The sequence below is a fragment of the Streptomyces sp. HNM0645 genome (assembly GCF_030056615.1).
In the GTDB taxonomy this organism is placed as follows: Bacteria; Actinomycetota; Actinomycetes; order Streptomycetales; family Streptomycetaceae; genus Streptomyces; species Streptomyces marianii.
This window is the reverse complement of sequence record NZ_JASHLT010000019.1, coordinates 34,458-59,716: the sequence shown is the minus strand read 5'-3', so window position 1 is coordinate 59,716 and position 25,259 is coordinate 34,458. Positions and strand designations below refer to the sequence as shown.

The window sequence follows — 25,259 nt, the reverse complement described above, 5'->3', positions numbered from 1 at the left end:
GGGGCGGCGCGCCTCGCTGCGGTCCGGCCGGCATCCGTCGCCGACGCGCGCCCGTCCCGTCCCGTCCCGTCCCCCTACCCCGGTACCACTCCGGAGTACCCCGGTATCACCCCGGAGTTGGCTCCCGGGTGTGACGCTCCCCCGCCCTCCCCGTCCCTACCTTGCTCGCCGTCGGCAGGACGGACGAGGAAGAGGGGAACATGCGACGGTTCAGGAGGACTCTGGTCGCAGCGGCGGTCGCGACGGCCGTCGTCACCGGAACGGCGGGGTGGGTGTCGGGCACCGCCCGGACACCCGTCACCGGGCCGCCGCCGGGTACGGCGGAATGGCGGGCGGACCGCTCACTCGGCCGCGCCCTGCCCGACCCCGGCAGCGCAACGCCGCGTGAAGTCGCGTTGTTCTTCGCCGGTCTGACGGAGACCCAGAAGCAACGACTGGTTGAGCGGCACCCGTTGGTGGTCGGCAATCTGGACGGCGCGCCGGTCCCCCTGCGGTACCGGGCCAACGCCCTTGCGCTGGGGGCCGGTACGGACGGCCGGCAGATCCTCGCGTACGACCCGCGTGGCCGCGGCCAGCTCGCCGAGGTCTTCGGGGACCTCCCCGGCGCCCGCCGTGTCGCCGTCGTCGTCCCGGGCTCGGACATCGACGCCGGAACCTTCGACCGTACGCGCGAGATGGCCCGGTCGCTGTACGAGGCGGCGAACGACAGCGACGGGGACGCCGCCGGGAACGTCCCCCCGCACGGCGCCACGGGGAGCGGCGGCACGGACGACCGCGCCGGGAACGAAGGCGTGGGGAGCGAGGGCGCCGGGAACGAGCGTGCGGGGAGCGTCGCCGTGATCGCCTGGGCCGGTTACACCACTCCCGTCGGGGTGGGCCTCGACGCCGCCACCGGAGACCTGGCCGAGGCCGGGGCCGAGCGGCTGGCGGGGTTCACCCGCGGCATCGCCGCGGCCGGCACGGTCCGGCCCGCCCTGTTCTGCCACAGCTACGGATCCGTCGTCTGCGGCCTCGCCGCGGAACGGGCCGGCGCCACGGACGTCGTCGTGCTCGGCTCGCCCGGGATGCGCGCGGGCAGCGTCGCCGACCTGCACACCGGCGCGCGTGTCTGGGCCGCCAAGGCCCCGTCCGACTGGATCTCCAAGGTGCCGAACGTCGCGTTCGCCGGCCTCGGCCACGGAACCGACCCCACCGCACCGGAGTTCGGCGCCCGGCGGGTACCGGCCGACGACACCCCCGGCCACGCCGGCTACTTCGCGCCCGGCACCTCGTCGCTGCGCGCGTTCGCCTCGATCGCCCGGGGAGAAGCCCGATGAGGGCGCTCGCCCCGCTCGTCGCGAAGGTCGAGGCGTCGACTCCCCACCACCGCGACCGCGCGATCGACGGACTGCGCGCCCTCGCCCTGCTGGCGGTGCCGACCGGGCACTGGATGCTCGGGGGCTTCGTCCTCGACGCGGACGGCGCGCTCCACAACGCGAGCCCGCTGTCGGCCTTCGGCGCGTTCGCGCCCGTCAGCTGGGTGCTGCAGATGCTGGGGATCTTCTTCCTGGTGGGCGGCTACGCGTCGGCCCTCTCCTACCGCCGCCGTCCGGGCGGTACCGCCGCATGGCTGAAGGGCCGCGTGGCTCGGCTCGGACGCCCCGTGCTGGGCGTGACCGCCGTGTGGGCGGCGCTGATCGCGGTGCTGACGGCGGCGGGCGTGCCGGAGGAAACCCTGCGGACCGGGGCGACGCTCGTCGTGCAACCGCTGTGGTTCGTGGGCGTGTACGTCGTCGTCACCGCTCTCACGCCGCTCTGCGCACGGGCCGCCCGGCGCCTCGGCGGCTGGGCCGCCGCACCTCTGCTGCTGTCCGTCGCCGCCGTCGACCTCCTGCGGTACGGGCCGTACGCCGACGCCGTGCCGTCCTGGCTGAGCGTGCTGAACGTCCTCCCCGGCTGGCTCTTCGCCTACCAACTCGGCGTCTCCTGGGGCGAGGGGCGCATCGGCCGGCGCGGCGCGTTGCTGCTGGCGGCGGGCGGGGTGGTCCTGTTCGCCGTGCTGCTCGCCGTCTTCCACTACCCGGCGTCGATGGTCGGCGTTCCCGGCGAGGCCCGCACCAACTCCCATCCGCCGTCCCTGCTCGTCCTCGCCCTCGCCGCGGCGCAGAGCGGCGCGGCGATCCTCCTCCGCGAACGCCTCGGCCGGCTGCTGGCGCGGCCCGCGCTGTGGGCGCCGGTCGTGGTCGTCAACCTCTCGGCGATGACGATCCTCTGCTGGCACCAGAGCGCGATGCTGGCCGCCGCGGTACCGGCGTCGTACGCGGGGGCGGTCCCCGGGCTGACGACGGCGCCCGACCCACTGGGCTGGGTGGCCGCGCGCACCGCCTGGCTGCCGGTGTTCGCCGTGCTGCTGGGCGTGATCGGCCGGTACGCACGGGTCTTCGAGCCTCCGTGGCGCGATGCGAGCGCCGCCCGCCGCGCGACGGCCGGGGTCCTCGCGCTGGGCTTCACGGCGTTCGCCCTGGGCCTGACGTAGGCGGTCGGGCCGGACCCGGCCCGCGCGAGCGCGCTACTCGCGGGAGTCCGACGTCGAGGACATGTCCGGGTACCTGTCCCCCACCACCCGTCCCGCCATCGGCTCCAGCAGCGCCAGTTCGTCCTGTGTGAGCGTGATCCGCGTGGCCGCGGCGTTCTCCTCCAGGCGGCCGCGCCTGCGGGTGCCCGGGATGGGGACGACCGGGAGGCCGTGGACGGCGGCCCGCTGCTGGACCCAGGCCAGGGCGATCTGCGCCGGTGTCGCGCCGTGAGCGGCCGCGATCCTGCGGACGGGCTCCAGCAGCGCCGCGTTCACCGCGGCCGCGTCACCGGTGAACCGCGGCTGGTGGCGCCGGAAGTCGTTCTCCGAGAGCTCGGCGGCGTTCGCGAACGAGCCGGTCAGGAAACCGCGGCCGAGGGGAGAGTACGGCACCAGCGCCACGCCCAGCTCGGCCGCCGCGCCCACCGCGCTCTGCTCGACGGAGCGGCTGAAGAGGGACCACTCCGACTGCAGCGCGGCGACGGGGTGGACGGCGTGCGCCTCGCGCAGTTCCGCGCCGGTCACCTCGCTGAGGCCGAGATGACGGGCGCCCGGACGGGCTTTCGCGGCACGGCGCCGGCCTCCCTGCATGAGCCTCGCACGCCTCGCGCTCCCCGCCGACGCCGAAGAACTCGTACGCCTCCGCTCCGTCATGCTCGGGTCGACGGAGCGGCACGACTCCTCCGACGCGGGCCGGCAACCCGCCGCCGTCGAGACCCTGCGCAGGCGTCCGGCCGACCCCGAGGGGGACATGGCCGCCTTCGTGGTCGAGCGCCCCGGAGGGCTCGCGGCCTGTGCCGTCGGCACGATCGAGCACCGCATCGGAGGTCCTGCCGATCCCACCGGCAGGACCGGCTACGTCTTCGGTGTCGCCACCGATCCCGACCGGCGCCGCCGAGACCACTCGCGCGCGTGCGTGGAGGGACTGCTCGGCTGGTTCCGGGAGCGCGGAGTCCGCAGGATCGACCCGCGGGCGAGCCCCTGTACGCCTCCCTCGGCTTCGTACGGACCCCGGATCCCGCCGTGCGGCTCACCCTCTAGGCTCGTAGCCATGCAGAGCCTGGAGCTGATCGAGAACTGGCCCGTCCCCACCGCGGCCGCCGCCGTCGTGCGCGCGAACGGCAGCGTCGCCGGTGCCCACGGCCCCACTGGACACCGCTTCCCGCTGGCCTCGGTCACCAAGCCGCTCGCGGCGTACGCCGCACTCGTCGCGTACGAGGAGGGCGCGGTGGAACTGGACGAGCCGGCCGGACCCGACGGCTCCACCGTGCGGCACCTGCTCGCGCACACCAGCGGCCTCGCGTTCGACGAGCACCGGGTCACCGCACCTCCCGGGACCCGCCGGCTGTACTCCAACGCCGGTTTCGAGGTGCTCGGCGACCACATCGCGAAGGCCACGGACATCCCGTTCGCCGAGTATCTGCGCCAGGCGGTGCTGGAGCCGCTGGGCATGGCGTCGACGACGCTCGACGGCTCGCCCGCGAAGGACGGTGTCTCGACGGTCGACGACCTCGTGCGCTTCGCGGCCGAGGTGCAGGCCCCCCGGCTGCTCGACCCCAGGACCGTCCTGGAGGCGATGTCGGTGGTGCATCCCGGCCTGGCGGGCATCCTGCCCGGCTACGGCCACCAGAGGCCGAACGACTGGGGGCTCGGCTTCGAGATCCGCGACGGCAAGTCCCCGCACTGGACCGGCGCGTCGTCCTCGCCCCGCACCTTCGGCCACTTCGGCCAGTCCGGCACGTTCCTGTGGATCGACCCGGACGCCGGTGCCGCGTGCGTGGCGCTGACCGACCGTGCCTTCGGGCCCTGGGCGGTCGAGTCCTGGCCGCCCTTCACCGACGCGGTGCTCGCCGAACTCGGCCGGTAGACGTACCGCCGACGAGTCCGGAACGGGTACAACGAGTCCGGGACAGGTCCCGAGCGGGTCCGGCCTGACGGCCCGCGGCACCGTTCGCCCCGGATCCCGCCGCACGGGAGCCGCCTCCGCGCCGAGGAACCGGGAAGCCGAGGACGGGACGGCTGTCCGGTACGGGGGCGTCACTCCCACCGCGGGCCGGGCGCCGGGTGTCACGCCCGGGTCCGCCGGCCGTCCCGGTCAGCCGGACAGCTCCCACATCAGCACCTCCGCGGGCGCGGCCGCGGTGAGTTCGAGGCCGTGGGCGTCGGTGATCCTCCCGGCGTCCCCGGGACCGAGGGCCTCGCCGTCGATCCGTGCGACCCCGCGGACGACGTGGACGTACACGAAGGGGGCGTCCGGGACGGCGGTCCGCTCGCCGCCGGAGAGACGGCGCACGTGCAGCATCGCCCCGGCCTCCGGGAGTGCGTAGGGCGTCGAGTCGGCGATGCCGCGGACGATCTCGTACGACGGCTCGCCGCCCGGATCCTTCGGGGCGAGCCACATCTGCACGAACGTGAGCGGTACGTCGGCGTCGTTGCGTTCGACGTGCCGGACCCCGCCGGCGGAGCCGAGCCGTTGGACGTCGCCGTGCCGTACGACGGTGGCGTGGCCCGCGGAGTCCCGGTGGGTCAACTCGCCGTCCACCACCCACGTCACGATCTCCGTGTGGCTGTGCGGGTGCTCGTCGAACCCGGCACCGGGGGCGAGGCGCTCCTCGTTGCAGGCGATGACCGCGCCGAAGCGGAGGTTGTCCGGGTCGTAGAAACGACCGAACGAGAAGGAGTGCAGGGACTCGATGCCGGCGGACGCGTCCCCACCGCGGTAGCGCTCACCGGCGCGCCGTATGGACATCACGCCTCCACCGTAGACGCAAGGACCGGCCGGGGTGGCCCCGCGCACCGCCACCGGCACTCGGGTTCCGTCCCACCGGCGGCCCGCGCCGCCACCGCTGCGTCCGCTGGGCGGCGGCCCCGCACCGGGGCCCGTCCCCGGCTCCGCCCGCCCCCGCCGAACCGGATACCCGCGGACCGCCCGGCGGGGCACCGGGCCCCGTGCCGGACCCCGCGTCTCCGCCGCGGCGTCCGGATAAGGCACTCTTGTCCCCGTGCCCCATCCCGAACCGGCTCTGCCCCCGAACGCCGCCCATCCGCACTCCGCGACCCTGAAGCGCCTGGAGCAGTCGTCCGGACGCCTCGCGGCGAACGCGATCGCCCGCATGGACGAGACTCTGCCGTGGTACCGGGCGATGCCCCCGGAGAACCGGTCGTGGATCGGCCTGGTCGCCCAGGCCGGTATCGCCGCGTTCACCGAGTGGTTCCGGCACCCCGAAACCCCGCAGGCGATCTCGACGGACGTCTTCGGCACGGCCCCGCGCGAGCTGACCCGGGCGATCACCCTGCGGCAGACCGTGGAGATGGTGCGGACGACCATCGAGGTGATGGAGTCCGCGATCGAGGAGGTCGCCGCCCCGGGCGACGAGGCCGTGCTGCGCGAGGCGCTGCTGGTCTACGCGCGGGAGATCGCCTTCGCGACCGCCCAGGTGTACGCGCAGGCCGCCGAGGCCCGCGGCGCCTGGGACGCCCGGCTGGAGTCGCTGGTGGTGAACGCAGTGCTCTCGGGTGAGGCGGACGAGGGTGCCGTCAGCCGCGCCGCGGCGCTCGGCTGGAACGCCCCGGAGCACGTGTGCGTCGTGCTCGGCACCGCGCCTGACGGGGACAGCGAACTGACGGTGGAGGCGATCCGGCGCGCCGCCCGGCACGCCAAGCTCCAGGTGCTGACCGGGGTGCTCGGCGACCGGCTGGTCGTGATCGCGGGCGGCAGCGACAACCCGCTGCACGTCGCGAAGGCGTTGATCGGCCCGTACGCGGCCGGCCCGGTGGTCGCGGGCCCCGTCGTCCCCGACCTGCTGGCGGCGACGAGATCGGCGCAGGCCGCGGCGGCCGGACTGAAGGCGTGTTCCGCGTGGCAGGACGCGCCGCGCCCCGTACTGGCGGATGATCTCCTTCCGGAGCGCGCGATCGCGGGTGATCCGTCCGCGCGAGAACAACTGGTGGAGGAGATCTACAGACCGCTCGAGGAGGCCGGCTCGGCCCTCCTGGAGACCCTGAGTGTGTATCTGGAGCAGGCAAGCAGTCTGGAGGGCGCGGCGCGGATGCTCTTCGTGCACCCCAACACCGTCCGCTACCGGCTCCGACGTGTGACTGACGTCACCGGCTGGTCACCCTCCGATGTCCGCTCCGCGTTCACTCTGCGGATCGCGCTCATCCTCGGGCGTCTGGTAGACGGAGATCAGCAACTCTAGGATTTTGTCGGACACCAACAATTCCCCTGACGGTTCTTGGTCCCTGTCCCCACGGGCGGCCGGGACCATCCACAAGAGAGAGTGTGAGGGTGCTCGTACTCGTCGCTCCCGGCCAAGGCGCTCAGACGCCCGGCTTCCTGACTCCCTGGCTCGAACTCCCCGGCGCCTCCGACCGCATCGCGGCCTGGTCCGACGCCATCGGGCTCGACCTCGCCCACTACGGCACGAAGGCCGACGCGGACGAGATCCGCGACACGGCCGTGGCGCAGCCGCTGCTCGTCGCGGCCGGTCTGCTGTCGGCCTCCGCGCTCGGTGACGTCGCGCCGGGCGCAGTCGCAGGTCACAGCGTCGGCGAGATCACGGCCGCCGCCTTCGCGGGCGTCCTCGACGACACCGCCGCGCTCCGCCTCGTACGGACCCGCGGTCTGGCGATGGCCGAGGCCGCCGCCGTCACGGAGACCGGGATGTCGGCCCTGCTCGGGGGCGACCCCGAAGTGAGCGTCGCGCACCTGGAGAAGCTGGGGCTGACCGCCGCCAACGTCAACGGCGCCGGGCAGATCGTCGCCGCCGGCACCAGGGAGCAGCTCGCCGCACTGGAGGCGGACAAGCCCGAGGGCGTCCGGAAGGTCGTCGCGCTCAAGGTCGCCGGGGCGTTCCACACACACCACATGGCCCCCGCGGTCGCAAAGCTGGAGGAGGCCGCGAAGGCCCTCGCACCGGCCGACCCGAAGGTGCCGTACGTGTCCAACAAGGACGGGCGCACCGTCGCCGGCGGCGACGAGGTCGTGGCCCGGCTGGTCGGCCAGGTCGCCAACCCGGTCCGCTGGGACCTGTGCATGGAGACCTTCAAGGAGCTCGGGGTGACCGCCCTCGTCGAGGTGTGCCCGGGCGGTACTCTCACCGGTCTCGCCAAGCGCGCGCTGCCGGGCGTCACGACGCTCGCGCTGAAGACCCCCGACGACGTCGACGCGGCCCGCACGCTGCTCGCCGAGACCGGTTCACCCGCCGCGGACGCGGCGGGCGCCTGACAAGGAGCCGAGACAGCATGTCGAAGATCAAGCCCAGCAAGGGCGCCCCGTACGCACGCATCATGGGTGTCGGCGGCTACCGTCCGACCCGGGTCGTGCCCAACGAGGTGATCCTCGAGACGATCGACTCCTCCGACGAGTGGATCCGCTCCCGCTCGGGTATCTCCACCCGTCACTGGGCGAACGACGAGGAGACCGTGACGGCGATGTCGGTCGAGGCGGCCGGCAAGGCCATCGCCGACGCCGGGCTCGCCCCGGAGCAGATCGGCGGCGTGATCGTCTCGACCGTGTCGCACTTCAAGCAGACCCCGGCCGTCGCCACCGAGATCGCGGACAAGATCGGCGCGGTCAGGCCCGCCGCGTTCGACATCTCCGCGGGCTGCGCGGGCTTCGGCTACGGCCTGACCCTCGCCAAGGGTATGGTCGTCGAGGGTTCCGCGGAGTACGTGCTGGTCATCGGCGTCGAGCGGCTCAGCGACCTGACCGACCTGGAGGACCGCGCCACGGCGTTCCTCTTCGGTGACGGAGCAGGCGCCGTCGTCGTCGGTCCCGCGCAGGAGCCCCGGATCGGCCCCACCGTGTGGGGTTCCGAGGGCGACAAGTCGGAGACCATCAAGCAGACCGTGCCGTGGACGGACTACCGCGACGGCGCCGTCGAGCGGTTCCCCGCCATCACCCAGGAGGGCCAGGCGGTGTTCCGCTGGGCCGTGTTCGAGATGGCGAAGGTCGCCCAGCAGGCGCTGGACGCGGCCGGGATCACCGCGGACGACCTGGACGTCTTCATCCCGCACCAGGCCAACATGCGGATCATCGACTCGATGGTGAAGACTCTGAAACTGCCGGAGCACGTCACGGTCGCCCGTGACGTGGAGACCACCGGCAACACCTCGGCCGCCTCGATTCCGCTCGCGATGGAGCGGCTTCTGGCGACCGGACAGGCGAAGAGCGGCGACACCGCGCTCGTCATCGGCTTCGGGGCGGGTCTCGTCTACGCCGCGACGGTCGTTACCCTCCCCTAGGCAAGCGTCCGGATCTTCCGGATTTCCGGTCCTCCGGGCAAGCCAGTTCAACCCTCTGCCACACACCGAAGGAGCGCCACATGGCCGCCACTCAGGAAGAGATCGTCGAAGGTCTCGCCGAGATCGTCAACGAGATCGCCGGTATCCCGACGGAGGACGTCCAGCTGGACAAGTCCTTCACCGACGACCTGGACGTCGACTCGCTGTCCATGGTCGAGGTCGTCGTCGCCGCCGAGGAGCGCTTCGACGTCAAGATCCCGGACGAGGACGTCAAGAACCTCAAGACCGTCGGCGACGCAGCCGAGTACATCCTGAAGCACCAGGCCTGATCCAGGCCGATCAGGTACGCCACCCAGCGGTGGCGCCGCTGATTCACGAACCCTCATAGACCGTGGAGAAAGAATTCCTGTGAGCTCGACCAATCGCACCGTGGTCGTCACCGGTATCGGCGCAACCACACCGCTGGGTGGCGACTCCGCATCGACCTGGGAAGGTCTGATCGCGGGACGTTCCGGCGTCAAGCCCCTCGAAGGCGAGCGCTTCGAGGAACTGCCCGTCCGTATCGCCGCCCCGGCGGCGGTCGACCCGGGCGAGGTCCTGCCCCGGCCGCAGGCGCGCAAGCTGGACCGCTCGGCCCAGTTCGCGCTCATCGCCGCCCGTGAGGCGTGGGCCGACGCGGGCTTCACCGCGCCGGCCGGCGAGGACGGGACCGTCCTCCCCGACCGCCTCGGCGCGGTCATCGCCTCCGGCATCGGCGGTGTCACCACCCTGCTCGACCAGTACGACGTGCTGAAGGAGAAGGGCGTACGCCGGGTCTCCCCGCACACCGTGCCGATGCTGATGCCCAACGGCCCCTCCGCCAACGTCGGTCTGGAGGTGAACGCCCAGGCCGGCGTGCACACTCCGGTTTCCGCCTGCGCGTCGGGCGCCGAGGCGATCGGCTACGCCATCGAGATGATCCGCAGCGGCCGCGCCGACGTCGTGGTCGCGGGCGGCACCGAGGCCGCGATCCACCCGCTGCCGATCGCGGCGTTCGCCAACATGATGGCGATGTCCAAGAACAACGACGAGCCCGGTCGGGCCTCGCGGCCGTACGACAAGGCCCGTGACGGCTTCGTGCTGGGCGAGGGCGCGGGTGTCGTCGTCCTGGAGTCCGCGGAGCACGCGGCCGCGCGCGGCGCACGCGTCTACTGCGAGGCGCTGGGCCAGGGCCTGTCCGCGGACAGCCACCACATCGCGCAGCCCGAGCCGACCGGCCGCGGCGTCGCCGCCGCGGTGCAGAACCTGCTGGACAACACGGGCCTGAAGCCGTCCGAGGTGGTCCACCTCAACGCCCACGCCACGTCGACGCCCCAGGGCGACATCGCCGAGATCAAGGCGCTGCGCAAGGTGCTGGGCGACGACCTCGACCATGTCGCGATCTCCGCGACGAAGTCGATGACGGGCCATCTGCTGGGTGGCGCCGGCGGTGTCGAGACCGTCGCGACGGTCCTGGCTCTGCACCACCGGCAGGCCCCGCCGACCGTGAACGTCGACGACATGGACGACGAGATCGAGGCGGACATCGTCCGCGGTGAGCCGCGTGCGCTGCCCGAGGGCACGATCGCCGCGATCAACAACTCGTTCGGCTTCGGCGGCCACAACGTGGTGCTGGCCTTCCGCACCGTCTGACGCACGCCCGTCGCGCGACGACGAGCACCGGGCCCCGTTTCCCTTCGTGGGAGGCGGGGCCCGCTCGTCGGTGGGGAAGGTTCACCGGCCGGCCCGTCGCTTCGACGGCCCGGCGCTTTGGCGTTCGCCACGGGAGCGGGAGGGCCGGGAGCGTCGGCGGCGCCCGTCAGGTCAGCGGCCGCACCCCCACTACGCCGGGGTCCGTGCCTGCCCAGGCAGGTGCGCTGTTCGGGAGCGAGCGTCACGGAGAGGGCGTCGCGGGGAGGGCGACTGCCGATGGGGCCGCCGGCCGGCGTGGCAGCGCGCCGGCGGAACGCGGTGCCGAACCGGGCAGCCGGGCGGCGACTCGCGTGGGCGGAAACGCGGGTCCGGGCGACGCCTGGCCGCCCGGACGGATCCGGTGGTCGGACCGGCCGGTGGCGGCGGGTCGGACGGGTCGGGGGTCAGACCACCTGATGGAGCCAGCGGACCGGGGCGCCCTCGCCCGCGTACCGGAACGGCTCGAGCTCGTCGTCCCAGGGCTTGCCGAGCAGCTTGGAGATCTCCGCCTCGAGCTCCGTCTCGCCCTGGGCGGAGCGCCCGAGGGCCGCACGGAGGCGGTCCTCGGGGATGAGGATGTCACCGTGGATGCCGGTGACGGCGTGGAAGATGCCGAGGTCGGGAGTGGCACTGTAGCGCTCGCCCTCCGCGGTGGCGCTGGGCTCCGAGGTCACCTCGAAGCGGAGCAGCTGCCAGCCGCGCAGCGCGGACGCCAGCTTGGAAGCCGTGCCGCTCTCGCCCTGCCAGGAGAACTCGGCTCTCCAGGTGCCCGGGGACGCGGGCTGGCGGATCCAGTCGAGCTGGACCCGTACGCCGAGCACGCCCGCGACCGCCCATTCGACGTGCGGGCACAGGGCGCGTGGTGCGGAGTGGACATAGAGAACGCCGCGTGTCGTCACCGGGACCTCCAGTGTGGGACGAGGATCACCTTCCCAGCGGCCTCAGTAAACAACATCAAGTACCAATCCACGCAAAAGCCAAAAAGCGGACAGCATATGACGTGATGTAATTTACTGGAGCCGGCGAGCCAAGTGCCTCTGGTTCGACGTGGGCAAAGCTACCGTGCGACGGGGGCCCAGGTGTGTCGTACCGCCCCTCCCGGGCCCCGTACGCACCAAGCATTCACCCGCCAGGACGCCTCGGGGGAGGGCAGATGCGTGAAATCCGGCGGAGCCGGCGGCCGCGTCGGTGGCGTACCGTCGCCGCCTGTGCCGTCGCGGCGACCGTGGTGATCACCGCCGGGCCGGTCGGGTGTGACGCACCTCCCGGAACGCAGCCCGAGCCGGTGGAGCGCCCGAAGCCCTCCCCGACGCGGGTCTGGGACCGCGCCCCCGGCTCGCTGGCCGCGGTCGGCGACTCCATCACCCGCGGCTTCGACGCCTGCTCGCTGTTCGCCGACTGTCCCGAGGTGTCCTGGGCGACCGGCACCGACTCCACCGTGCGCAGTCTCGCGCAGCGCCTGCTGGGGACGACGGCCGCGACGCGGCGCGCCTGGAACCACGCGCGGTCCGGGGCACGGATGGCCGATCTGCCCGCGCAGATGGCGGAGGCGGCCGTCCGCAGGCCGGAGTTGGTGACGGTGATGGTGGGGGCCAACGACGCGTGCCGTGACACGCCGGCGCAGATGACGCCGGTCCCGGAGTTCACCGAGTCGTTCACGGCCGCGATGCGCTCGCTGCGGCGCACCGCGCCGAAGGCGCACGTGTACGTGTCGAGCGTGCCGGACCTGAAGCGGCTGTGGTCGACCGGGCGCGGCAACGCGCTCGGCAGGCAGATCTGGAAGCTGGGCATCTGTGCCTCGATGCTCGGGAACGCGGACGACCTGGGCCGGGCCGCCCAGGAGCGCCGGGCCCTCGTGCACGATCGTGTCGTCGCCTACAACCGGGCGCTGCGGGACGTGTGCGCGAAGGACCTGCGCTGCCGTTACGACGGCGACGCGGTCTTCGACTACCGGTTCACCGGCGAGCAGCTGAGCCCCTGGGACTGGTTCCACCCGAGCCGGAACGGCCAGAGCCGGCTGGCGGAGATCGCGTACCGGAACATCACCGCGCAGCGGCCCCCGGCCGAGTCGGACTGATCACGAGCGCCCGCGCGCGGCGGGGGCCCCGGGGCGGCTGTCAGGGACCGCCCCGGGGTGATCGGGGCCCCGGCGAGTCGCGGTTCGCGGTGCGCCCCTTCGGGCGGCAGGTGCACCGGACCGGGTGGGAACCGGGGGGAACCTCCAGGATGCTGATTCTCCGTCATGAGTCGTGCAGGCGCGCCGAACCGATCGTGATCCACGTGATGTGGGTCGCGTTTGGACACGCCCTGCGCCTCCTGGTCCGGCCGGACCGCCGGCCCTGCGGGCCGCACCGGCCTCCCCTCTGGTCACGACACCAACTCCTTTCCCATACTGGCGACTTCGGGCAGAACGGTTTCGGCGGAGGGATGCGGCGTGCGGCGGACACTCGGGTTGCTGGTCGTGACGGCGGTGGCGGGCACGATGGCCGGTACTGCGCCGGCGAGCGCGGACGGACCGGCGGCGCGGGCGGAGAGGGTCCCGGCCGCGGCGACGGTGGAGGAGCAGCGGCTGGACCTGGCCGCGCCGCAGGAGATCCTGCGGCGCAGCGGATTCGACTCCGTGGCGGGCGGGTTCGCCAGGGCGCTGCGGTCGGCGGACTCGTACGCCGAGGCCCGCCGGGTCGTCGACCGGCGGGGGTCGGCGCTGTGGCGGCGGGCCGTCGACCGGGCGCAGGGCAGGGGCCCCACACGCGGGGACCTCAGCCGCGACGACGACCGTCCGCTGTACTGGGCACGGCTCGGCATGATCCGTGAACTGCGCGTCTGGGAGCCGGGCTTCGCCCTGTCCGCCGAGGCGCGCGACCGGCTGCTCGGCGAACTGGAGCGGAGCTCCCGGGGCCAGGACACCATGGACTTCCCGGGGGCGGGGAAAGCCGTCGGCGGAAAGGGCTTCAAGCGCGTCGTGCTCACCGGCTTCGACCCGTTCACGCTGGACCGCGACATCAGGATCAGCAACCCGAGCGGGGCGACGGCGCTCGCCCTCGACGGCACCTGGCTGCGTACCGCCGACGGCCGTCTGGCCCGGATCGAGACCGCGGTCTTCCCGGTGCGCTGGACGGACTTCGCGGCCGGCACCGTCGAGCGGACCCTGCGCCAACGGCTGCCCGAGGCGGATCTGTTCACGACCGTGAGCCAGGGGCGGGTCGGGCGCTTCGACATCGAGCGGACCAACGGCGCCTGGCGCGGCGGCTTCCCGGACAACGAGAACGTCTCGCGCACCGGGACCGTACCGGTGGCCGGGTCCGTCGCACAGCCGCAGTGGACCTCGACGACCCTGCCGTACGCGGCCGTCGTCGCCGCGGAGACCGGCCGTTTCCCGGTGTACGACAACACGTCCGTCACCGAGATACCCGCGGGAGGCACCGACCCGGTGATCCGCCCCGACGGCCCCACCTCCGGTTCCACGGCTCGCGCGGGAGGCGGCGGGAACTACCTGTCCAACGAGATCGCCTACCGGGCCACGCTGCTGCGTGACCGGCTGGGCCTGCACGACACGCTGCCCGGCGGTCATGTGCACACGCCGGTGCTCGAGTTCGGAGCCGGCAACACGGACCCTGCGACGGGCGCCGTGACCGACCCCGGGTTCGTACGGAACCGGCTGGACATCATCGCCCAGGTCCGGGCCATCGTGGCGGTGGCGGCGGCGCGGCGCTGAGCCGCACCGGCGATGATCGGGCGCATGATCGTCGCAGCGGCCCGGTTCGCTCCGGCACCGGGTGACGCCCCGGCCGACGTCCGCACCATGGCCGGGCTGGTCCGTGCGGCCGCCGCACGCGGGGCACGGCCGGCCGTGTTCGGGGAGCTGGCGGTCACCGGGTAGAACCGGGCCTGCTCGCCGCGGGCCTCCGGCTGTGGACCGCGCCCGGCGACGCGCGGCCGGCACCGGTCCGGAGGGCCTGCCGTGCCTCCGCCACCGCCGCGGTGGTCAACTGCGCGGCGCCCGCGGCCGGCGGCCGGCCGGCGCAAGCCGGTGCCGCATCAGGCGCCGGGGCGTGTTCTTCGAAATTGGCGTCGTCCGCCCGCAGGGCGGGGGCGGGGGCCTCTGGTGCGCGCGGTCGCAAGGCGGAGGGAGGAGAGCGCAGCGGGCTGCGCCGACGACCGACAACGCCGCGAGGGTGCCTGCCAGAGGCCCCCGCCCGGACGAGACCTTCGAAGCACGCCCTAGGAGCGGGCCTCGTCCTTGCCGGTGCGGTACGGGGCGGCGGGCGGGACCTGGCGGCGGGTCGTGTACGGGTCCTGCCCGGCCCGGGGGTGCGCGTGGGGGTCCGGGGCCGCGTACGGGGGCTGGTCAGGCGCCCGGTGCCCGGGCTCCTCCGCTTCCTCTTCCCGGTCCTGCGCCAGATCGCGCACCAGCAGGGTGGCGCCCGCGACCGCGCCCGGCATCAGCAGCACCGCGACGAACGGGACGAGGAAGGCCAGCGCCAGCGGAACACCGAAGCCGAGGGTGAGCAGGCGCCGGCCGCGCAGCAGCGCGAGACGCTCCCTGAACTCGACACGTCGCCGCTGGAGGGCCACGGCGGTGAGCTCCTCGGCGAGGAAGAAGCCGGTGACGCAGAAGCCGAGCACGGGGACGACGGTCTGGCCGACGACGGGGACGAAGCCGAGCGCGAAGAGCAGCACGCCGTAGAGGGCGACACGGATCACGATCCGCAGGCTGTCCCGCGCGGAGATCCACAGCTCGCGCCAGAGCGGCAGCCCGGACCGCGGGACCTCACCGCCCTCGGCGTGGTCGACGGCCTCGGAGAGCGACTCGTAGAACGGCTGGCCCACCAGCAGCGTCACGGCGGTGAACGTGATCACGGCGAGGAAGAGACCGAAGACCCACAGCAGAGCCGTGAGGAAGCCGCGGAACAGCCCCTGCCACGGCGACGACCAGTCCGCCGCGAACGGGGTGGCCCAGCTCACGAGGTCGTCGGCGCCGTAGGCGAGCCCGACGAGGGCTCCGGTGTACAGCACGAGGGTGATCAGCCCGGGCAGCAGCCCGATGCCGAACCACCGGCCGTGGCGGCCGACCCACCGCTGCCCCTTCACCAAGTAGCCGAAACCCGCACCCAGATCACGCATGTGCCACACCCTAGTACGGGGCGCGGAACCCCCGGCCATGGGCCTGTGGACGACGGCCGAGGCCCGTGGGCGGGGCGGATCGGCGGCGATTGCGCCCACCCGTGACGCGGGCACGTCCGGTGCCCGGTGTCGCCGGCCGGTGATGCGACGAGGGCCGCACCCCCGGGGGGTGCGGCCCTCGTCCCGCGCGTCGGCCGCGTGCGGCTCAGACCGCGAGCTCGACCGTGATGCCGCCGCGGGTGGCCTTGGAGTACGGGCACACCTGGTGGGCCTTCTCGACCAGCTCGCGGGCGGTGGCGGCGTCCACGTTCGGGATGACCGCGGAGATCCTCACGATGATGCCGAAGCCCTCGTCGTTCTTGCCGATGCCGACCTCGGCGGTGACCGTCGAGCCGGAGACGTCGGCGTTCTCCTGGCGGGCGACGACGCCGAGCGCGCCCTGGAAGCAGGCGCTGTAGCCGGCGGCGAAGAGCTGCTCCGGGTTCGTACCGGCGCCGGAACCGCCCATCTCCTTGGGCGGGTTGACGACGACGTCGAGCTTGCCGTCGTCGGTGGCGACGCGGCCGTCACGGCCGTTCTCCGCCGTGGCGACGGCGGTGTAGAGGACGTCGGACTGCTGGATCGGCATGGGTCTGGTTTCCTTCTGTCGTTCGCCGCGGCTCGCGCCCACGACCGCGACGGCTGAGCCGAGCCTAGCGGGTCAGCGAGACGATCATCTTCCCGGTGTTCTCGCCGCGCAGCAGGCCGAGGAACGCGTCGAAGCCGTTCTCGATGCCCTCGACGACCGTCTCGTCGTACTTCAGCTCGCCCGAGCTCAGCCAGCCGGCGACGTCCTGGACGAACTGGCCCTGGAGCGCGCGGTGGTCGTTGACGAGCATCCCCTGCAGACGCAGGCGCTTGCCGATGACCATGACGAGGTTGCGTGGTGCGGGGGTGGGCTCGGTCGCGTTGTACTGGGCGATCATCCCGCAGAGGGTGGCGCGGCCGTGCACGTTGAACGAGGAGATCGCGGCCTCCAGGTGCTCGCCGCCGACGTTGTCGAAGTAGACGTCGATGCCGTCGGGGGCGGCCTTCCTCAGCTGCTCGGCGACGGGGCCCTTCTTGTAGTTGAAGGCGGCGTCGAAGCCGTACTCCTCGACCAGGAGCTTGACCTTCTCGTCGGAACCGGCCGAGCCGATGACGCGCGAGGCACCCTTCAGCTTCGCCATCTGGCCGACCTGGCTGCCGACCGCACCGGCGGCGCCGGAGACGAAGACCGCGTCGCCCTCCTTGAAGGACGCGACCTCGAACAGGCCGGCGTAGGCGGTGAGCCCCGGCATGCCGAGCACACCGAGGTAGGCGGAGAGCGGGGCGACGGAGGCGTCGACCTTGGCGGCCTGCCCGGCCTCCACGTCCGCGTACTCGCGCCAGCCGAGGCCGTGCAGGACGTGGTCGCCGACCGCGAAGCCCTCCGCGTTCGACGCGACGACCTCGCCCACCGCGCCGCCCTCCATGGGCTGGTCGAGCTGGAACGGCGGTACGTACGACTTCACGTCGTTCATGCGGCCGCGCATGTACGGGTCGACGGAGAAGTGCAGGTTGCGGACGAGGATGCGCCCCTCGCCCGGTTCGCTCACCGGGGCCTCACGCAGGGCGAAGTTCTCCGGCTCGGGCCAGCCCTGGGGGCGGGAGACGAGGTGCCATTCGCGGCTGGTCGCGGGAAGTGCGGGCATGGTGCGGACCTCCTAGAAATGCTTCATATCCTGAAACAACCATGCGACTAAATATTTCATGTTGTCAAGTATCTGGGTATGCTGACGGCATGGCCACCACGCGCACAGACCCGCTGACCCTCGAGGTCGTCGATCTCATCGGCACCGTCGTGGCGCGCTACCACGACGAGTACGAGGAGGCCGCCGCCCGCTACCACCTCACCGGGGCACAGGCCAGGGTGCTCGGGCTGCTGTCCATGGAGCCGACCGCCATGCGCCGGATCGCCCGGAAGCTGAAGTGTGAGCCGTCGAACGTCACGGGGATCATCGACCGGCTGGAGGCGCGCGGCCTGGCGGAACGCCGACCGGACCCGGCCGACCGCCGGGTGAAGATAGCCGCGGCCACGGAGGAGGGCCGCCGGACGGCGCGCGAGCTCCGCGACGCCCTGCACTTCGCGCGCGAGCCGCTCGCGGAACTGTCGGCGGAGGAACGCGGGACGCTGCGGGACCTGCTGAAGCGAATGCTGGGCGACACCGGGGCCGGCGCCTAGTAGTGCTTGGTCAGGCAAGTTTTGCCCGTCAAGGAGCGGCGTCCGGTGCACGGGGGCTCCCCCGGCCCTCCGGGCCGAGGGGAAGGATCGCAAGGCGCCGGATCGGCCTCGTAGTGGGCCTACTCGGTTGATTCGGCAACGCCGCGAGTCGCCGAGCCGGGCGCCGCGACAGGGCGAACGTTGCCTGACGCGGCACTAGCAGGGGCGCGGCGGGCCCGGAGGAACGGCGCCCGAGGGGCGTGTGGGGCGGTCCGGAGGGACGGGGGCGGGCCAGGTACCGCAGCACGCTCCGCGGGTCACGAGCACCAGAAAATGAGCCAGCAGTCCTTCGTCGGCGTCGGCGTCGGCGTCGGGGAGGGGGCCGGCTCGGCGGCGGGCGGGGGCGGGGGCGGTGAGGCCGACTGCAAGGGCTGCTGCGACGGATCGCCGCTCGGGGACGGAGTGCCGTCGTCGTCACGCGGGTCGGGCGCGACCGGGTCCGACTCGCTCGGCTCCTCCTGCGGCGCGGACGCCTCCACCGTCGGTCTGGTGCTGCCGCGCCCGACCGACCCCGTCGGCCTGACCGCGGCGGACGACGTCGTGGGCGGCTCGCTCACCGCGCTCGGCCCCGGCGGCGGCTCCGCGCTGCCGGTCGGCTCGGGTATGTCGTCGACCTCCAGGGACTCCTGCTCACGCACCTCGACGGCCGTGTCGTCACCGCCGCCCGGGGACTCCCGGGCCAGTTCCGCCAGGCTCAGCGCGCCCGCGGCGAGCGCCAGCCCCAGTGTCCCCATGAGCACCTTTCGCCCGCGCTTGCGGCGCGCCCTGCGGGTGCCGGCGGCCTTGCGGGGGCGGGTACGGCGGCCCTGGCCGCCGGCACGGCGGCGCCCGGCGGGCGGCCGGCCCTCGTCACCGTGGGGACCGCCCAGTTCGACGACGACCTCGCTCTCCGTCGCGACGGAGGCGGGGCTGAAGTGGCGCAGTTCCTCGGCGGGAGTACCGCACCCCGCGCACGCCAAGGCCCCGTTGAGGTGTCGGCGGCACTGGTGGCAGTAATCCATGGCTCCGGGAGCGTATGCAGCGATGTGACACCTGAGGTAGGCGTGACTGTGAGGATCCTGTGTGGGATCCGCAGTTCCACGGCATGTCGGCTGGCCGGAGCGGCATCGCGGACCGGTCCATACGGGCACGATGAGGGCATGAACACCTTCGGGCCCCGCGCGTTCCAGCTCGTCCTGCTCCGCCGGATGGCCGACCATCAGCCCGAACTGGTCGAGGAGGCACGCCGTGAGCTGGGCGCGTCGGCCGCCGAGATGCGGGAGGCGAACCGCCGCTGGCAGGCGATCGTCCGCTCCCCGCGCTCCCGCGGTGCCCTCTCCCGGTACCGCTCCGTGCTCGGCGAGCCCGAGGCCACGGCGGGCCGCAGGATCGGCGACCTGGACTGCGACGCGCTGCGGTGGCGGGTGCCCCTGTGGCCGGACCTGCGGTTCGAGGTGCTGGCCGGGCCCGGCGGGACGGTATGGAACGAATGGCTCGTACGGGCGCCGGGAGCCGCCGGGCCCGAGCTGCGTACGGCGGACGACCTGCGCCCCTGGTGCTGCACGGTCGACGAGGTCGCCGCGGCCTTCGCCCCGGTACGGCCGATGGAGGGCACCGCCCCCACCCGCCGGCGGCTCGCATTCGCCGTGCCCGACGGCCGGTCGTGCGTGGCGGAGTTCACCTGGGGCCTGCTGCAGCGCGTCGCGTACGGCTCCTGATCCGACGTCACGCACCGGGCGTACGCCCGGTCCCGGTGCTTCCGGTGCTTCAGGTGCTTCAGGTGCTTCAGGTGCTTCAGGTGCTTCAGGTGGAGTCCACCCCCGACCGGCTCAGCCCAGCGCGCGTCACGCCCGGGGCGATCGCAGGATGCGAGGAGGGAACCGTCTCGGGAGGACCTGCCATGACCGTCAGTCTTGAGCAGTTGCGCCGCTGCCACGTCGCCGTGGACCTGGGGGCCGCGCGGACCCGGGTCTACGTGAAGGGCGCGGGACTGGTCGTCGACCAGCCCAGCGTCGCCGCCGTCAACATCCGCAACGGCGCTCTCATCGCCGTCGGCGAGTTCGCCGAACAGATGACCGGCCGTACCCCCGACTACATCCGGGTGATGCGCCCCGTCTCCGGCGGCACCGTCGTCGACATCGACATGGCCCAGCGCATGCTGCGCCATCTCCTCGGCGAGAAGCTGCGCAGGCAGCTGCGCCGCAAGCCGCGGCTGCGCGCCGCCGCGTGTACACCGCACGAGGCCGATCCGCTCGCCCAGCGCGCCACCGTGGAGACGCTGGTCGGACTCGGCGCCCGGCGGGTCGAACTGGTCGACACACTGATCGCCGCGGCCGTCGGCTGCGGTCTGCCGGTGGAGCAGCCGACCGCCACGATGATCATGATGTGCGGCGCGGCCACCACGCAGGTCGCCGTGCTGTCCCTCGGTTCGATCGTCACCGCGGCCCGTATCCCGGTCGGTGGCGAGGCCGTGGACCACGCCGTCATCCAGCACCTGCGCCACCAGCACGAACTGATGCTGCCGAGCCAGTCCGTGCGCCCCCTCCAGCTCGCTCTCAGCGAGAACGGCCTCACCCTCCAGGGCCCCTCGACCACCGAGATCCACGGCCGGGACGTGGCGACCGGCATGGCGCGTTCGGTGCAGGTCGACACCGCGGCGGTGCGGGACGCGATCCACACGCCGCTGACCGCCGTGCTGGACGGCATCGGAAAGATCCTGCGCGACTGCCCGCCCGACCTCGTCGCCGATCTCGCCGACCGCGGCATCATGATGGTCGGCGGCAACGCGTTGCTGCCCGGGCTCGACCAGATGCTGCGCGACGCGACCGGGATGCCGGTGCTCATCGCCGAACGGCCCGATGTGTGTGCGGTGCTGGGACTCGGGGAGATGCTGGAGGGCAACATCAGCTCGATGGTCCTCTCCCCGCTCACCGCCTGAGTCCGCGGCCGGGCCCGCCGCGGGAGACCGGCGGCGCGGCGGCCTCCCCTGCGTCCGGCCGGCGGCGCTCCTCGCCGGGCCGGTGGACGCGTTCGTGGACGATGAGCGCGGCCGCTCCTGGCGGCACGCGCGCCGCACTCGCGGCGGCGCATCGGCGGCCGGCGCTCGCTGCGGTCGAGGTCGAGGTCGAGGTCGACGCCACCGCGGCCCTCCCCGACGGCCGCCGCGCCCTGCGCCTCACCGCCACGGACGGCCCGGCCCCGGACGACGCCGAGCAGGCGGGCGCCGCGCCCAAGCGGGCACACCGCCCGGCGGGCACCGCGCCGGACCACGCCCCGACGCCGACGCACCGGAAGCCGCCGCTCCGCACGGTGCGGCCAGGGACGGGGGCTCCACCGCGAGTGGCACGAGGGTCGTGGGGGCAGATGTCCCTCCGACCCGCCGCCGGCACATCGCCCATCGGTCCGAGCGTTTGTTACGCACGAGTAGGTGATCGCGGGGAGAATGGTGGAGCCGCGGGCGCCCACGGCCTGCCCCGCGAAACGGTGCGGAAGCGACTTGAGGAGGACGACCCGTGAGTGCTCTCTTCCCGGCCTTGGCGGCCGCCGCGGACGGCACGTCCGACGGCGTGCGGCACCGGCCCGCGCTGCGCTTCGGCGACCGGTCGCTGACGTACGGCGGGCTGGCCTCCGCCGCGGGGAGGACTGCGGAGCGGATCTCCGGAGCGGGCCGGGTCGCGGTCTGGGCCACGCCCACCATCGAGACGGCCGTCGGCGTGGTGGCCGCTCTGCTCGCGGGGGTGCCCGCCGTACCGCTCAACCCGCGCACGGGAGAGCGGGAGCTGGCCCACATCGTCGGGGACAGCGCGCCGCGTCTGGTGCTCGCACGCCCCGGCGACGAAGTGCCTCCCGTACTGGCCGGGTCGGAGCGGATCGACGTCCAGGTGGCGGGGTCCGGGGACGAGCCGGCGGGCGGCTGCCGTGCGCTGCCCGCCGAGCCGGACCCGGAGGCCCCGGCGCTGATCGTCTACACCTCCGGGACCACCGGCCCGCCGAAGGGCGCGGTGCTGCCGCGCCGGGCGATCGCGGCCACGCTGGACGCGCTGGCGGACGCGTGGGCATGGACCGGAGACGACGTCCTCGTCCAGGCGCTGCCGCTGTTCCACGTGCACGGGCTGGTCCTCGGCGTCCTCGGACCGCTGCGGCGGGGCGGTTCGGTGCGGCACCTCGGGAAGTTCTCGGCCGAGGGCGTGGGGCGGGAACTCGGCGCGGACGGGACGATGCTCTTCGGGGTGCCGACGATGTACCACCGGCTGGCGGAGTCGGTGGACGGCGACCCGGAGCTGGCGAAGTCCCTCGCGGGCGCGCGCCTGCTGGTGTCGGGTTCGGCGGCACTGCCCGTCCACGACCACGAGCGGCTGTTCGCGGCGACGGGCCGGCGGGTCGTCGAGCGGTACGGGATGACCGAGACGCTGATGAACACGAGCGTCCGGGTGGACGCCGAGCCGTGCCCCGGATCGGTCGGCCGTCCGCTGCCGGGTGTGGAACTGCGGCTGGTGGAAGAGGACGGGTCGGAGATCACGGACCTGGACGGGGAGACGGTCGGCGAGATCCAGGTGCGGGGGCCGAACCTGTTCACCGGCTATCTGAACCGGCCGGACGCGACGGCCGCGGCGTTCGACGGCGACTGGTTCCGCACGGGCGACATGGCGGTCCGGACCCCGGACGGGCAGGTGCGGATCGTGGGCCGCAAGGCGACGGACCTGATCAAGAGCGGCGGCTACAAGATCGGCGCCGGTGAGATCGAGAACGCGCTGCTGGAGCACCCGCGGGTACGGGAGGCCGCCGTGACCGGCGAACCGGACGCCGACCTGGGTGAGCGGGTCGTGGCGTGGGTGGTGCCCGCCGATCCGGCCGACCCGCCGTCCGAGGACGAGTTGGCGGACCATGTCGCGTCCCAGCTCGCCCCGCACAAGCGGCCGCGCACGGTCCGCTTCCTCGGCACGCTCCCCCGCAACGACATGGGCAAGATCATGAAGCGGGCCCTCGCCCATGGCTGACGGTCTCACGGCGCGCGAGGCGGCGGCCCTGGTCACCGACGTCTTCGCGGAGCACCCGGCGAGCGCGGACGGCCCGTTCACCGACGGCCCCCTCGGCGACGGACCGCTCGGGTGGGACGGATACGCGCGGGCGCGGGCGCGGGCCGCGGCGCGCACCGGTGAGCGGGAGTCCGTCGTCTGGGGCACGGCGGACATCGGGGGCCGGCGCGCCGTGCTGGTGTCGTTCGAGTTCCGGTTCCTCGGCGGGTCGCTGGGCCGGCGGACCGGGGAGCTGCTGGAGGGGGCGTACGCGCACGCGCGCGCCGAGCGGCTGCCGCTGGTGTCCCTGGTCGCGACGGGCGGCAGCAGGATGCAGGAGGGCATGGTCGCCCTGAGCCAGCTCCAGCGGGTGGCGCGGGCGTCGGCGCTGACCCGCGCCGCGGGACTGCCGCAGCTCGCGGTGCTGCGCGACCCCGCCACCGGTGGCGGCTGGGCCACGCTCGGGGCGGGCGCGGACGTGGTCCTCGCGCTGCCGGGAGCGCAGGTCGGATTCGCCGGGTCCCGGGTCAGGCCGCCGGACGCGGACCCCTCGGCGTACACGGCCGAGGGCCAGCTGGCCGCCGGGCACATCGACGCGATCGTCTCCCCGGACCGGCTGCGGCCGGCACTGTCGCTGTGGCTGCGGCTGCTCACGGGCGGCGCCGCGGGGCCGGTGCCGGGCGGCGTGCCCGTCCCGCCGCCCCTCGCGCTGGACGGCGCGTACGGCGCGGCGGCCACCGGATGGGAGGCCGTGCGGCGGGCGCGGGCTCCGCACCGGCCCCGCGCGCGGGCGTACCTCGACGCCTGGTTCGACGAGCGGGCGGACCTCCACGGCGACCGGTGCGGCGGTACGGACCCGGGGATGATCTGCGGCTTCGGGCTGCGGGAAGGACGGGCCGTGGCGTACGCGGCCCAGGCCGGGACGGCGACCCGTCCCGCCGGCTACCGCACGGCCGCCCGGCTGATCCGGCTCGCCGACCGGCTGGGGATCCCGGTGCTCACCCTCGTGGACACACCCGGTGCCGCCAACGACGCCGAGGCCGAGCGGACCGGCGCGGGCGCGGCCATCGCCGACGTCTTCGCGGCGGTGGCGTCGGTGCGCGTCCCGGTGACGACCCTGGTGATCGGCGAGGGCGGTTCCGGCGGGGCGCTGGCGCTGGCTGCCCCGGCGAACACCTGGGTCACCCCCGACAGCTACTTCTCCGTCATCGCGCCCGAACTCGCCGCGGCGATCCTCAAGCGCGACCCGTCCGAGACGCCGGCGACCGCGGACCAGCTCCGGCTGCGGCCGCGGGATCTCGTGGAGCTGGGGTTGGTACGGGGGATCGTGGCCCGGGCCGAGTGAACCGGGCGACGCGGACGGCCGTGCGGGCGGCCCGTGCGGACCGGGCGACTCCCAGCGGTCCGTGTCCCGTGCGGCCCGTGTCCCGTGCGGCCCGTCCGGCCCCACCGTGCGGGCGCTCACTGCGGACCGTCCGGCCGCCGTGCGAGCGGTCCGGGCGGTCCGGGCGAGCACGTCCGGTCCCTGTGCCGTGCGTGACCCGTGGTACCCGCGGCCATGAGGTGCGTCACAGCAACTTAGGCAACCCTTCCCTCGCACGGCGGCCCTCTGGTAGACGTGGCAGTCCGCCCGGAAGGGCCACCGCACCACAGCACCACCGGAAGTGTCGCCCATGGAGCAGGACCGTTCACCCGACCTCACGCCGTTCGAGATCGACCTGACCTTCGAGGAGGCCCGGCGCCGGGCCGAGGTGGTGGCCGCACTGGGACCGGACTGGGATCCCGTGGCCGCGCTGGAGGGCGAGGAGGCGGCGTACGCGCTGCTCTACTCCGGTCTCGACGCCGAACAGCAGCGGACGTACGACATGCTCGTCGCCGCCGGCGTCCTACCGGAAGGGGGCCCGGGCCGTGCGCCTTCCCATTGATCCGCAGGCCGACGTCGCCCGCCGCGCCTGGCTGCCCTGCCCCGCCTGCGACGACGCGCGGGACTGCGCCCCCTGCGCCGACCGGCGCAACTGCGCGGAGCACTGGCGCTATCTGATCTCCAACAAGGGCCCGGTGGTTCATCTGCAGTGCCCCGGCTGCACCCACATGTGGTCGGTCGACACCCGCCGCCGTGCGAAGCGTCCCGCCGGGGACCCTCCGCCCTGCTGATCCCAGCGGAAGCGGCCCACCGCCCAAACCCCCTCTCGCCTCGGATCACACGGCAGGGCGGGGAACGGCCCGGTACGGCGCCGCTTCGCCGTACCAGGCCTGCCCTCGACCGTGCCGCCGGGCGTGTCACGCCACGCCGACCGCCCGGATGATCTCCTGCGTCACCGAGCCGCCCCGGTCGTCCGCCGCTGAGGCC

General features: G+C 73.8%; 24 protein-coding genes and 2 pseudogenes. 19 read left to right on the top strand and 7 right to left on the bottom strand.

All coding sequences use genetic code 11. The annotated features are described in order from the left end of the window. The first annotated feature begins 200 nt into the window (after positions 1-200). Entirely contained in the window at positions 201-1,316 is a 1,116-nt protein-coding gene (locus QMZ92_RS16085) for an alpha/beta hydrolase (protein WP_283298063.1), read from the top strand. Beyond that, entirely contained in the window at positions 1,313-2,515 is a 1,203-nt protein-coding gene (locus QMZ92_RS16080; protein WP_283298062.1) for an acyltransferase family protein, read from the top strand. Before QMZ92_RS16085 ends, QMZ92_RS16080 begins: the two co-directional genes overlap by 4 nt. Before the next feature lie 33 nt (positions 2,516-2,548). Here QMZ92_RS16080 and QMZ92_RS16075 read toward each other — a convergent pair. Then, positions 2,549-3,100: pseudogene (locus QMZ92_RS16075) on the bottom strand (aldo/keto reductase); the annotation flags it as partial. A gap of 43 nt (positions 3,101-3,143) precedes the next feature. On the opposite strand from QMZ92_RS16075, the pseudogene QMZ92_RS36030 reads away from it, so the two are divergent. Next, positions 3,144-3,458 (top strand): annotated as a pseudogene (locus tag QMZ92_RS36030) (GNAT family N-acetyltransferase); the annotation flags it as partial. Between the two features lie 147 nt (positions 3,459-3,605). After that, complete coding sequence (locus QMZ92_RS16065; protein WP_283298155.1) at positions 3,606-4,421, top strand: serine hydrolase domain-containing protein; 816 nt, start codon at positions 3,606-3,608, stop codon at positions 4,419-4,421. A 228-nt stretch (positions 4,422-4,649) separates the two neighbouring features. Here the strand turns inward: QMZ92_RS16065 and QMZ92_RS16060 are convergent, their stop codons facing one another. Further along, complete coding sequence (locus QMZ92_RS16060) at positions 4,650-5,303, bottom strand: pirin family protein (protein WP_283298061.1); 654 nt, start codon at positions 5,301-5,303, stop codon at positions 4,650-4,652. A 253-nt stretch (positions 5,304-5,556) separates the two neighbouring features. On the opposite strand from QMZ92_RS16060, the gene QMZ92_RS16055 reads away from it, so the two are divergent. From QMZ92_RS16055 to QMZ92_RS16035, 5 genes are all read left to right on the top strand, one after another. Further along, positions 5,557-6,753 (top strand): PucR family transcriptional regulator, encoded by a 1,197-nt coding sequence (locus QMZ92_RS16055; protein ID WP_283298060.1) that lies wholly within the window; start codon positions 5,557-5,559, stop codon positions 6,751-6,753. An 89-nt stretch (positions 6,754-6,842) separates the two neighbouring features. Continuing rightward, complete coding sequence (locus QMZ92_RS16050) at positions 6,843-7,781, top strand: ACP S-malonyltransferase (RefSeq protein ID WP_283298059.1); 939 nt, start codon at positions 6,843-6,845, stop codon at positions 7,779-7,781. A gap of 17 nt (positions 7,782-7,798) precedes the next feature. Then, a complete protein-coding gene (locus QMZ92_RS16045) occupies positions 7,799-8,800 on the top strand; it encodes a ketoacyl-ACP synthase III (RefSeq protein ID WP_283298058.1) in 1,002 nt (333 codons plus the stop codon). A gap of 80 nt (positions 8,801-8,880) precedes the next feature. Continuing rightward, entirely contained in the window at positions 8,881-9,129 is a 249-nt protein-coding gene (locus QMZ92_RS16040; RefSeq protein ID WP_138055468.1) for an acyl carrier protein, read from the top strand. Between the two features lie 79 nt (positions 9,130-9,208). Further along, on the top strand, positions 9,209-10,471 hold the full coding sequence (locus QMZ92_RS16035; RefSeq protein WP_283298057.1) for a beta-ketoacyl-[acyl-carrier-protein] synthase family protein: 1,263 nt from the start codon (positions 9,209-9,211) through the stop codon (positions 10,469-10,471). 443 nt (positions 10,472-10,914) lie between these two features. On the opposite strand, the gene QMZ92_RS16030 is transcribed toward QMZ92_RS16035, so the two are convergent. Beyond that, the gene (locus QMZ92_RS16030) at positions 10,915-11,409 is read right to left on the bottom strand and encodes a DUF3145 domain-containing protein (RefSeq protein WP_283298056.1); all 495 of its coding nucleotides are present in this window, start codon (positions 11,407-11,409) and stop codon (positions 10,915-10,917) included. A 254-nt stretch (positions 11,410-11,663) separates the two neighbouring features. Between QMZ92_RS16030 and QMZ92_RS16025 the strand changes: the two genes are divergently transcribed. The 3 genes from QMZ92_RS16025 to QMZ92_RS16015 all read left to right on the top strand — a co-directional run bounded on the left by QMZ92_RS16025 (position 11,664) and on the right by QMZ92_RS16015 (position 14,390). Continuing rightward, the gene (locus tag QMZ92_RS16025; protein ID WP_283298055.1) at positions 11,664-12,587 is read left to right on the top strand and encodes an SGNH/GDSL hydrolase family protein; all 924 of its coding nucleotides are present in this window, start codon (positions 11,664-11,666) and stop codon (positions 12,585-12,587) included. Positions 12,588-12,992: 405 nt separating this feature from the next. Next, on the top strand, positions 12,993-14,225 hold the full coding sequence (locus QMZ92_RS16020; protein WP_283298154.1) for a pyroglutamyl-peptidase I: 1,233 nt from the start codon (positions 12,993-12,995) through the stop codon (positions 14,223-14,225). Positions 14,226-14,249: 24 nt separating this feature from the next. Continuing rightward, the gene (locus tag QMZ92_RS16015; RefSeq protein WP_283298054.1) at positions 14,250-14,390 is read left to right on the top strand and encodes a hypothetical protein; all 141 of its coding nucleotides are present in this window, start codon (positions 14,250-14,252) and stop codon (positions 14,388-14,390) included. A gap of 341 nt (positions 14,391-14,731) precedes the next feature. Here the strand turns inward: QMZ92_RS16015 and QMZ92_RS16010 are convergent, their stop codons facing one another. The 3 genes from QMZ92_RS16010 to QMZ92_RS16000 form a co-directional block, all read right to left on the bottom strand. Continuing rightward, positions 14,732-15,634: an EI24 domain-containing protein gene (locus QMZ92_RS16010; protein WP_283298053.1), complete on the bottom strand. Its 903-nt coding sequence runs from the start codon at positions 15,632-15,634 to the stop codon at positions 14,732-14,734. 205 nt (positions 15,635-15,839) lie between these two features. Next, positions 15,840-16,262, bottom strand: a complete 423-nt coding sequence (locus tag QMZ92_RS16005) for an organic hydroperoxide resistance protein (protein WP_138055457.1) — start codon at positions 16,260-16,262, stop codon at positions 15,840-15,842. A 64-nt stretch (positions 16,263-16,326) separates the two neighbouring features. Next, positions 16,327-17,346 carry an NADP-dependent oxidoreductase gene (locus QMZ92_RS16000; RefSeq protein ID WP_283298052.1) on the bottom strand — a complete coding sequence of 340 codons (1,020 nt, stop codon included), beginning with the start codon at positions 17,344-17,346 and terminating at the stop codon, positions 16,327-16,329. Positions 17,347-17,435: 89 nt separating this feature from the next. Here QMZ92_RS16000 and QMZ92_RS15995 point away from each other — a divergent pair, with 89 nt between their 5' ends. Further along, positions 17,436-17,876, top strand: coding sequence for a MarR family winged helix-turn-helix transcriptional regulator (locus QMZ92_RS15995; RefSeq protein WP_283298051.1), 441 nt, complete (start codon positions 17,436-17,438; stop codon positions 17,874-17,876). A 296-nt stretch (positions 17,877-18,172) separates the two neighbouring features. Here QMZ92_RS15995 and QMZ92_RS15990 read toward each other — a convergent pair whose 3' ends face one another. Next, on the bottom strand, positions 18,173-18,916 hold the full coding sequence (locus tag QMZ92_RS15990; RefSeq protein WP_283298050.1) for an SCO2400 family protein: 744 nt from the start codon (positions 18,914-18,916) through the stop codon (positions 18,173-18,175). Positions 18,917-19,054: 138 nt separating this feature from the next. Between QMZ92_RS15990 and QMZ92_RS15985 the strand changes: the two genes are divergently transcribed. The 6 genes from QMZ92_RS15985 (at position 19,055) to QMZ92_RS15960 (ending at position 25,063) form a co-directional block, all read left to right on the top strand. Then, on the top strand, positions 19,055-19,612 hold the full coding sequence (locus QMZ92_RS15985) for a hypothetical protein (protein WP_283298049.1): 558 nt from the start codon (positions 19,055-19,057) through the stop codon (positions 19,610-19,612). Positions 19,613-19,794: 182 nt separating this feature from the next. Further along, on the top strand, positions 19,795-20,832 hold the full coding sequence (locus QMZ92_RS15980) for a rod shape-determining protein (RefSeq protein WP_283298048.1): 1,038 nt from the start codon (positions 19,795-19,797) through the stop codon (positions 20,830-20,832). Between the two features lie 574 nt (positions 20,833-21,406). After that, the gene (locus QMZ92_RS15975) at positions 21,407-22,891 is read left to right on the top strand and encodes an acyl-CoA synthetase (RefSeq protein ID WP_283298047.1); all 1,485 of its coding nucleotides are present in this window, start codon (positions 21,407-21,409) and stop codon (positions 22,889-22,891) included. Then, on the top strand, positions 22,884-24,254 hold the full coding sequence (locus QMZ92_RS15970) for a carboxyl transferase domain-containing protein (protein WP_283298046.1): 1,371 nt from the start codon (positions 22,884-22,886) through the stop codon (positions 24,252-24,254). Before QMZ92_RS15975 ends, QMZ92_RS15970 begins: the two co-directional genes overlap by 8 nt. Before the next feature lie 328 nt (positions 24,255-24,582). Next, positions 24,583-24,834, top strand: coding sequence for a DUF6400 family protein (locus QMZ92_RS15965; RefSeq protein WP_283298045.1), 252 nt, complete (start codon positions 24,583-24,585; stop codon positions 24,832-24,834). Then, entirely contained in the window at positions 24,818-25,063 is a 246-nt protein-coding gene (locus QMZ92_RS15960) for a hypothetical protein (protein ID WP_283298044.1), read from the top strand. Before QMZ92_RS15965 ends, QMZ92_RS15960 begins: the two co-directional genes overlap by 17 nt. Positions 25,064-25,259: the final 196 nt, after the last annotated feature.